The organism is Chitinophaga sp. 01L420 (assembly GCF_056399985.1).
Genome location: NZ_JBFTSK010000092.1, coordinates 1 through 11,238, shown reverse-complemented (window position 1 = coordinate 11,238; position 11,238 = coordinate 1). Strand labels below are relative to the sequence as shown.

The 11,238-nt window shown below is 45.7% G+C and carries 2 protein-coding genes; both read right to left on the bottom strand.

Annotated features, from left to right (window positions below; translation table 11 throughout):
* A partial coding sequence (locus tag AC1DP6_RS35790) for a non-ribosomal peptide synthetase (RefSeq protein WP_477059189.1) occupies nt 1-10,589 on the bottom strand: 10,589 nt, incomplete at its 3' end.
* Nucleotides 10,590-10,626: 37 nt separating this feature from the next.
* Nucleotides 10,627-11,238 (bottom strand): phosphopantetheine-binding protein (locus tag AC1DP6_RS35785; RefSeq protein WP_477059188.1); only part of this gene is annotated, 612 nt, incomplete at its 5' end.

Genomic DNA, 11,238 nt, shown 5'->3' with positions numbered 1-11,238 from the left:
ACTGTGCGACTGCTGTCCATCCCTATTACGGCATCTTCGCGGCCATGTCCTTCCAAGCCTATCACCACCTGTTGCTGCCCGCTCCACTCACATAATGTCCATGCCAATGCTGCCAGCAACAGATCATTGATTTCTGTATGATATACACGTGGAATTTCCTGTAATAATTTTTGTGTGGCTGCAGTTCCCAGCCGCACTACATAATTGTTTCTATCCCGGAGACTCACTGGCTTTTCATGTCTCCGGTCTACTGGCAAGGGACGGTATTGTTTTATAATTTCCTCCCAGTAATGCAGTTGTTTACTGGTGTAGGGGCGCTGTCCGTACTGTACTAAAGTTTCCTGCCATTGCCGGTACGAATAACCTTTACTTCCCTGCATCATCTCCTGCCCGGACTGGATACCTTCCAGCAACAACGACAAGTCCTCCACCAATATCCGCCACGACACACCATCCACCGCCAGATGATGCACCACTATGAGCAACCGGTGTTGCGGCTCGCTGGCGGGTGTTTCAAACAGCACTACCCGGACAAGGTCACCTTTCAAAATATCCAGGCTTTCCTGGTAATTGTCAGACCGTGCATCAATGATTCCCGGAAGTTCTTCCGGGTTAATGTCTGACAAGTCTTCCTGTAACAATCCACTTCCGGCAGCCCCGTATGTCTGCGTCCATCCTCCGACACCAGGATGATAGCGAAAGCGAAGCGCATCATGTTGCCGCAGCAACTGCTGCACTGCCGATTCCAACGTTTCCCTGCTGATCTCTTTAGACAGCCCCAATAAAATGCTTTGGTTAAAATGTGATATGGATGGCTGTTCCTGTTCCAGCCACCACTGCTGGATAGGTAGCAAACCGCTTTCACCCGAAAGTGATCCCTGTTCGGCATGGCCATCTTCTCCAGGCTGTTCCTGCAACACACTACCCAAGCCAGCTATCGTTTGTTGAATAAACAGATCCCGGGGACGCAACGTGTATCCCGCACGGCGGGCGCGACTCACCATCTGTATTGAAATGATGGAATCACCTCCAAGCTCAAAAAAATTATCGTATATCCCTACCCGTTGTACTCCCAGTAAATCCTGCCAGATGTCTGCCAGCGATGCTTCCATCGGGTTACGTGGTGCGGCATACTGTTCCTTCAGCTGTCCTGACATGTCCGGATCAGGTAATCTTTTCCGGTCTATTTTGCCGTTAGAAGTTAAAGGCAATTTCTCCAATTCCACCCATAGACCCGGTACCATATATTCCGGCAGGCGATCCTTCAGGTAAACGATGACTGCCTCCTTATTAAAAACACCTTGTACTGCCACATAACTAACTAACCGCATGTTGCCTCCACTATCACTGCGGGCCAGTACTACTGCCTGGCTCACCAAACCACTCTGTTGTAACACCAGTTCAATCTCACCCAGCTCAATCCGGTAACCACGGATCTTCACCTGGTTATCCTTTCGGCCCAGGTACTCAATGCTCCCATCTGGCAGCCAGCGACCCAGATCGCCGGTTTTATACATCCGTGCACCCCGCTCCGCACTAAAAGGATTAGTAACAAACCGCTCTGCTGTCAACTCCTCCCGATTAAGATAGCCCCGGGCTAACCCCGCTCCTCCCACATAAATTTCCCCTGGTATTCCCACCGGTGACAACGACTGATTACCGTCCAGTATATACATACTCAACGTTGGTATCGCCTTGCCAATAATGCTGCTACTCTTTCCAACCTGCGCTGCTGTTATTTCCTGATAGGTGACGTGTACTGTTGTTTCCGTAATACCGTACATATTGATCATCCGGCTATCCGGATATTTCCCTTTCCAACCGGACAGTTTAGAAAAGTCAAGTGCCTCTCCTCCGAATATCACATATCTCACCGCGATACTGCCAGTTTCCCCCATCATATAATCCTGCAGCACATAAAATGCTGATGGTGTCTGGTTGAGTATTGTCACCCCTTCTTTCACCAATAGCGCTCCAAAGGCCATAGTATCCTGTGCTACTATCTTTGGTACAATCACAAGGCGACCGCCATAAAATAAGGCACCATACATTTCCCAAACTGAAAAATCAAAACAGAATGAGTGGAACATCGTCCATACATCCGTGGCTTTAAAATGAAATAATGGGGTATCTGTTTCAAATAACCTCACCACATTTCTATGTTCTATCATGGCTCCTTTCGGATGTCCTGTTGATCCGGAAGTATAAATTACATAGGCCAGGTGATCCGGCTTCAAACTGGTATCCGGCCGGCTGTTCATTTCATGGCTGATCTGCTCCCATTCCTCATCTACCGATACTATCCTGCCACGGAAGCCTGCGGGTAATGCCCCCTTACTTTCACGACTGCTCACCACTACTTCCGTTCCTGTATCAGATAATATATAATTGATCCGATCCTGCGGGTACTCCGGATCAATCGGCACATATGCTCCTCCTGCTTTCAAAATGCCGAGGATGCCAATGATCATCTCTACGGATCTTTCGATGCAGATGCCCACCAGGCTATCCTCTTTTATACCATAACTACGCAGGTAATGACCCAGTTGATTACTTCGTTCCTCCAATTCCCGATAGCTTATATGTTGTGCTCCAAATACAAGTGCTACTGCATCCGGTGTTCGGGCCGCCTGTTCTTCCCACAGGTCTACCATCGTCTTGTTTTCAGGATAAAATGCTGTCGTATGATTGAAGGCCGTGAGTAATTGTTCTTCTTCCCAAACCGGCAACAGTCGCAGCTCTCCAATCTTATTGTCTGGTGCGGCTACGATACTGCCAAGTAGCTGCTCGTAATGCATTCCCATACGTTGTATGGTTGCTTCCTCGTACAAATCAAGACAATATTCCACCTGCACCAGCAAACCTTCTTCCTGCTCCGTTAAAGCATAAGTCAGATCAAACTTCGATGTTTTATGCGTGGTAGCTTCCGGCGACAGGGAGATACCTGATAAAATTGATCCTTCTCCTACCGACTGCCCGGCATGCTGTAATTCGAACATCACCTGGAATAATGGACTGCGGCTCAGATCTCGTTCCTTTGCTACTGCTCCTACCACTTGCTCAAAGGGAACATCCTGGAAAGCATAGGCGGCCAGCGTAGTTTCCCGTATCTGTTGAAGCAACTCCCTGAATGATGAGTCGCCGTCCAGGTGACTGCGTAGTGCCAGTGTATTCACAAAAAATCCGATCAGTCCTTCTATTTCCTGCTGACCTCTGTTAGCCACTACACTTCCTACACAGATATCTGACTGACCGCTATAGCGGTGTAATAGTACTTTGAATCCTGCCAGCAATGTCATAAACAATGTGGTACCGGCATCATAGCTCAATTGCCGCAAACGGTCTGTCAGCAATTTATCCAGTCGGAAAGAGACCGATCCGCCACGGCTGCTCTGAATAGAAGGGCGACTATGATCTGTTGGAAGATTGAGCGGAGCAACATCTCTTAAATGTTCCCGCCAGTAATTCAGCTTTTCTGATAATACTGCTCCTTGCAGATAACCCCGTTGCCAGATTGCATAGTCTGCGTACTGTATTGTTAAGGCCGGCAGCGATGCGGATGTACCAACATTGTACAATGCAGATAGCTCCCGCACCAGGATTGGCAATGACCAACCATCTGATGCGATATGATGCATCACCAGCACCAGGAGGTATTCCTGTTCTTTCACCCCGATCAGGTAACCACGCAGGTTATAATCGTGGGATAAATCAAAAGGAGTCCGAATCAGTGAAGCGATCTGCAGCTCGATATCTGCGGCCGGCGCCAGCATTTCCAATTGCCAGCCGCCGGCAACCAGTACCTGCTGACAAGCAGGTCCATCGTCCTGCACAATCACCGTACGAAGTACTTCATGACGGTCTACAATCATACGAAAAGCCTCTGCCAGCGCAGCCTTATCCAGATTACCTTTCAGCCGTATCACCGTCGGAATATGATACTGCAGGCTGCCCTCCAGCTGATGGATAAACCACAAACGTTCCTGGCTGTACGACAATGGAATGTTTACTGGCCGGTTGCCGCAAAGTATTGGCGGTACACTGTTATTCAACTGCGCTACCGACCACTGACCAGCCAGCGCGGCAATCGTTGGGTGATCAAATATTTCCCCGATGGCAATATCTGTTTGTAATGCTTTCCGGATCAGTGAGATGGCTTTAATCACCAGTATAGAGTGACCACCCAGCTCAAAGAAATTATCGTATATCCCTACCCGTTCGATATCCAGCAATTCCTGCCAGATGGCTGCCAGTGTTACCTCTATTTGGTTGCGTGGGGCCACATACTGCGCTTTCAACTCTCCCGGCACATCCGGGTCAGGCAACGCTTTTCTGTCTATCTTCCCACTGGGTGATAAGGGCAGTTCTTTTAAAGCGACCCACAGCGCCGGTATCATATATTCCGGCAGGCGATCTTTCAGATAAGCTATTACCACTTCTTTATCAAAATTTGTGGTGGCCACTACGTAGCCTATTAACCTCATATTACCTGTGCTATCTGCACGAGCCAGTATCACGCCCTGATTCACCAGACCACTCTGTTGTAATACGTGCTCAATTTCACCCGGTTCAATACGGTAACCACGAATCTTCACCTGTTCATCTTTTCTTCCGAGATATTCGATATTCCCATCAGGTAGCCAGCGACCCAGGTCGCCCGTTTTATACATCCTTGCGCCGGGTATTTTACTATAAGGATCTGCTATAAACTTTTCTGCTGTTAGTATATCTCTGCGCCAGTATCCACGCGCAAGACCATCCCCGCTGATAAAGATCTCACCGACCACCCCAATCGGCTGCAAGCCGTTATCTTCATTTACAATATATATCTGAACATTATCAATGGGCCTACCTATAGTGACCAATCCATTTTCCAGCAATGGCGCTTCAGATAAAACAGCACATACTGTATTTTCTGTTGGACCATAAGCATTAATCAATTTAATGCCCCGCTGCAGCAACATCCTGCCTGCATTAACCTGGAGCGCCTCACCTGCAGAAACAATGGTTTTCAAATGAATCAGATCAGGGCTTATCTGTGCCTGATAAGTTGGTGGCAGCGTGATCAGTTCTACCTTATGTCTGTTAAGTATAGCTGCAAAAACTACTGGATCTAATATGGTTTCTTTAGCAGACAACACCAGTCGGCCGCCATGTAGCAGGGTACAAAAGATTTCATGACAGGATGCATCAAAACCAAAGGACGCAAATTGAAACACCCGAAGTCCCCGGCGCAATGACAATGGCGCTACCTGGTTGTATACCAGATTTACAACACTGCGATGCTCGACCATTACTCCTTTAGGCTTACCTGTGGAGCCGGACGTATAGATCACATAAGCCAGTTGATCTGGCCTGATCGAAACGGCTAATGAATCTACCGGATGCTGATCAATATGATACCATGTCTCGTCCAGTACCACTACACGACAATCCTTAGCGGTCAACAACATTGACCTGCTGGAGGTGCTGGTTAATACGATGTTCGCTTCGGTATCTTCCAACATATACCTGATACGCTCTGCCGGGTACTCCGGATCGATAGGCACATAAGCGCCCCCTGCTTTTAGGATGCCCCATATTCCTACCAACATATCCACTCCCCGCTCAATGCAGATCGGCACCAACGTTTCCGGCTTTACACCCAGCTCTCTTAAATAATGCGCTAATTGATTGCTTCGCTGGCTCAATGCGCTATAAGTCAACTCTGCTGATGAATCTGCGGAGTCAAAAACAACCGCGATATCTTCAGGTATACTGGTAGCCTGCATCTCCAGTAAATCTACCAATGTCTTTTCCTTTGGATAAAATACCGGTGCCTGGTTAAACGCTGTTAACACCTGTAATTGTTCCCCGGAAGTCAGCATAGGCAACGCTCCTATCCTGCAGATAGGATCAGCTGTTACGGCATATAACAACTGCACAAAATGCTCCGCCATCCTTGCAATGGCATCCCTTCTATATAAATCACTGCGGTATGTGATACCTACCTGAATACCCAGTTTAGTCTCCGCCATATCGAAACTAATGTCCAGTTGCGCTTTCACAACAGGAAGACTTTCCTGTATCAAATGTATGTCCTCACCTAAACTCAGTTCTATGTTTTGATAAATATTATTCAACGCAAGTTTTACATCAAACAGTGGACTACGTCCTCTGTCTCTCACGGGGGATACTGCTTCTACCACTTTTTCGAAAGAAGCTTCCTGATGCTCATATGCCTCCAGGGTCGTTTGCTTTATCTGCTGCAATAAAGTAGAAAATCCGGGATTGTTTTGCAGGTCACTTCGCAACACAATCGTATTAATAAAAAAGCCTATCAGGCCTTCTACTTCCTTCAGTTGCCGTCCTGCAGTAGGACTTCCCACACATATATCGGTTTGGCCGCTATATCTGTAAAGTAACACTTTCAATGTGGCCAGCAACGTCATGAATAACGTAGTCCCCTGAGCATAACTGAGCTGCTTAATGCTATCCGTTAGTTTCTTATCAATGGTGAACTGAATGAGTGCTCCGGTGTCGCTTAACATTCCTGACCTTTCGCCATATATAGGCAAATCCAATGGGATGATTCCGTTTAATTTTTCGCGCCAGTAACGCAACTTTTGAGACAATACTTCCTCATTCAAATATTTGCGCTGCCAGATGGCATAATCCGCATATTGTATGGGCAATGCCGGCAATAGCGGTTGCCGGGCATTTAATTTTGCATTATAAAATTCCATCAGCTCCCTGACGATAATGGGAACAGACCAACCATCAGATGCAATATGATGCAGTACAAATACCAATACATATTCATCTTCTGCTGCCCTTATCAGATGAGCCCTGACCTTGTGGTCTCCGGACAGATCAAATGGTTGTTGAATTAACTGTGCTATTCTTTCTTCTAACACATGTACTTCCCGGTCCTTCTCCCATTCATCTTCTATCTCCAATTGCCAGCCGTTTTCCGGAAGTATCTGCTGATAAGCAGCTCCATTCTCCTGCCTTATAACGGTTCTCAATATTTCATGTCTGTTAACGATACATTGTAATGCATCTCCTAACGCTGCTTTATTAAGATTACCTTTTAAACGTAGAATTGTGGGCACATGATATTGAACACTTCCTTCCAGTTGATCAATGAACCACAAACGTTCCTGGCTAAACGACAAAGGAATAAAGGCAGGTCTTTCCTGATGGTCAATATGAAAAATGGCGTCTACCTGTGACCCTCCGGAAATTTTTGCTGCCAGGTCTCCCATTTTAGGATATTCAAAAATATCTCCTATTGATACATTCAATAACAATTCCTTTCGAATTGCAGACACCAATCTGATAGCAAGCAACGAGTTTCCGCCGAGTGCAAAAAACTGATCCTGTGTACCTATTCTTTCTACTTCCAGCAATTCTTGCCAGATCTTTGCCAGACCAATCTCTATTTCATTTCCAGGGATACCATAAAAGCCGGAAAACATCCCTTCAGATTCCGGAGATGGCAATGCTTTCCTATCTAATTTACCGTTCAGTGTCAGGGGAAGCTGATCCAATGTTATAAAAAGAGAGGGCACCATATACTCCGGCAGCCAATGCTTTAAATAAGCGATGATCTCTTCCTTATTAAAAACCCCTCCGGATACCACGTATCCCACCAATCGCCGGTTGCCACCGGCGTCCTCTACAAAATTAACTACTGCCTGTTTTACTGAATTATGCTGGCGCAACACATTTTCTATTTCTCCTAACTCAATCCGGTATCCATTTATCTTGACCTGATTATCGGCTCTTCCCAAATATTCGATATTACCATCAGGAAGACACTTCACTATATCACCAGTTCTGTACATCAAGGATTTGCTATCAGAAAAAGGATTCTTTACAAATCGTTCGTTCGTCAGATCTGTATTGTTAAAATATCCTCTTGCCACACCGGCTCCTTCAATATATAATTCTCCCGGAACACCTGTAGGACATAATGTTTTCTCTTTAGTTAATATATAAACCCGGGTATTTGAAAATGGCCGGCCTATAGGAATATTCTCTCTGGTGTACCTGCTGGTTTTACTGACCTTATGCAGCAACTTTCCGATAGTTGTTTCGGTAGGGCCGTAATGATTAACAATTTCGCAAGCTGATCCCGTCTTTATAATTTCTTCAATATATTTTACCGGCAAAACTTCTCCTCCGAATATGAGCAACCGGGACGGCAACAGTACGCCACGCTCACCAGACAAAGCACTCCAGTGTGATGGCACGATCTTCAAACAGTCTATACACCTCGCTTCAAAATAGTCATAGAATTCGCCTGCGTCATTGATCACTGCTTTCGGGAAAATATGTAATGTTCCTCCCGATATCAGTGAGCTAAAGACAACCGTATTTCCCAAATCGGTTGATAAAGTAGACACCAGCGCAAAATTGTTGCACTCTTTTATAGCTGTTTTTGCTTCAAGACCATACAGGTAATCGATCAGATGATTATGCTGAATCATCACTCCTTTGGGCTGCCCCGTGGATCCGGAGGTATAAATCACATATATCAGATGCTCCGGCAGCAGGTGGTTGGGCACAGCAGTTACCAGTTCTTTATTGATCTCTTCCTGGTCAACACCGGGATTGATGACACAATAAATTTTATCTGACCGCAGTGTAGACTTTATATCCTTGTCACAAATAATAATAGTAGCACCGGTATCTTCCAGCATATACCGGATCCTTTCTGCCGGAAATGCCGGATCAACAGGTACATAAGCTCCTCCTGCCTTCATGACTCCCCATATGCCGACCATCATTTCCAGACCACGTTCCATGCATACAGGAATCAGCATATCGGCCCGCACCCCCTTCTTTCGCAGGTAGTGCCCCAGCTGATTAGAGTGCTCATGCAGTTCCCGATAGGTCAAAGATCTGCCCTCGCATTCCACTGCCACCGCATCAGGTGATTTTGATACCTGCTCCTCAAATAAATCAACAATTGTTTTGTTCCGGGGATAGGTTACGCCGGCATCATTTAACCCTGTTAGCAAATAATGCGTTTCCGCATCGGATAACATCGGCCATTCATCCGGTAGCATGTCAGCAGTTTTACCCTGGGTAATGCCGGAGAGAAGACACTCATAGTGACTAAGCATCCGTTCCATGGTTCCCTTCACAAATAAATCGCTGCTGTAAGTTAAATTCAGTTTTAGCCCATCTGGCAACTCAGATATATTCAGTGTTATATCGAACTTCGATGTCAATAAAGCAAGACTATGCTCCGTTATCCTGCCCTTTCCAAAATCCAACACATCTGCCGCTGGAGTATTTCCCATTACAAACATCACTTCAAATAAGGGGTTCCGCTGCAAGGACCGCTCTACTCCCAATACGTCTACTACCTTTTCAAAAGGCACTTCCTGGTGATCAAAAGCATCCAGTGTTACCTGTTTCACCTGTTGCAGGTACTGCCTGAAAGGAATCTTTGAAGAAACAGTACTCCGGAGTACCAAAGTATTGGCAAAAAAACCAACCAGGGATTCAATCTCCTGTCGTTGCCTTCCTGCAATAGAACTGCCCACACAAATATCTTCCTGTCCGGAATAACGATACAGTAGTACTTTAAATGTACTCAGCAAGGTCATATACAATGTCACGCCCTCCTGATGTGAAAACCTGCGAAGCTTTTCCTTCATATCAGAAGAGATATTCCTGTTCACTGATCCACCAACAAAACTCCGGGTGGATGGACGTGTATAATCCGTTGGCAGATTCAAAGGTGTTGCGCCCTTTAATTGCTTCTCCCAATACGCTACCATGTTATTCATGGCTGGTCCCTGCAAATATTTCCGCTGCCATAAAGCATAGTCGGCATATTGTACGGGCAAAGATGCTAATTCAGCGGGGCGCTTTTCTGTATAAGCCGCATACAACTCATTCAACTCTCTTATAATAATTGGCATGGACCATGCATCAGAGGCAATATGATGCATTACAACCAGTAGTACATGTTCTTCTTCTTCCAGCTTTATTAATTCTGCCCGAAGGAGATGATCTTCAGATAGATTAAAAGGTACTTTCACCAATTCCTCCATCTTCAATTGCAGTAATACATCATTTTCTACGTAAAAAGACCCATCACTGATTTTTAACTGCCACTGATCTTTCATTAATATTTTCTGGTATGGCTGGCCATTTTCCTCCCGGATAACCGTTCTAAGCACTTCATGACGGTTGACGATATTTCGCAGGGCATATTCAATACCGGCTACGTTCAGTGCCCCTCTTAACTTTAATGCGGCTGGTGAATGATACTCCAAACTACCCATCAATTGATCGGTGATCCATAGACGCTCCTGCCCAAATGACAATGGTATCAGCGACAATTCATCCCTGTCAAAAGGCCTTATTTCAGCGGAGGACAGTATAGCATCCTTTTCTATTCCATGCGTTTTGAAATATGCTATAATCCGGTCTTTGTTATTTTTCAATTCGTTCAGAAACGAGTAATCAATCCCGCTTTCCTTGGGTATGTTTACCGTCAGCTCATTTTCCCTGAAAACTATTTTAATACCTAATTCATTAGCTTTCTCCAGTAAATTTATAGTGCCTTTTAAATTCAAATCAGTCATATAAAGCAATTTGTGGATCCCAAACAATCAGGTTTTCCTATAATTTTATTGATAAATAATCCTGCGATGCTATTAAAGCATTTTCCTGCTGAATCTTTATGTGCTGTGCTAGCATTTCAATAGTGGTCAACTGAAAAAATGTTCTTACGGAACACTCTACCCCCAGTTCTTTTCGTATAGCTGATGCTACGCGTGTAGCCAGTAAGGAATGTCCTCCTATTTCAAAAAAACTATCCGTTACACCGACTCCTTTCAAGCCTAATAGTTTTTCCCAGATCGTTGCTAACTGTTGTTCCAGCGCTGTACGTGGAGCAACATGAAGTTTGTTGATCAAAGACGCCGTATCGGCGTCCGGCAAAGCTTTCCGATCTACCTTCCCATTGGAAGTAAGTGGCAGTTCCTTCAGCTCTACCCACAACGCCGGTATCATATATTCCGGCAGATGATGCTTCAGGTAACTGTTCATCGCTGCTTTGTCAACATCTTTTTCCATCACCACGTAACCTACCAACCGCATGTTACCAGCACTGTCGCTACGGGCCTGCACTACCGACTGCCTCACCAGACCACTCTGCTGCAACACCTGCTCAATTTCTCCAGGCTCTATCCGGTAACCACGGATCTTCACCTGCTCATCTTTCCTGCCCAG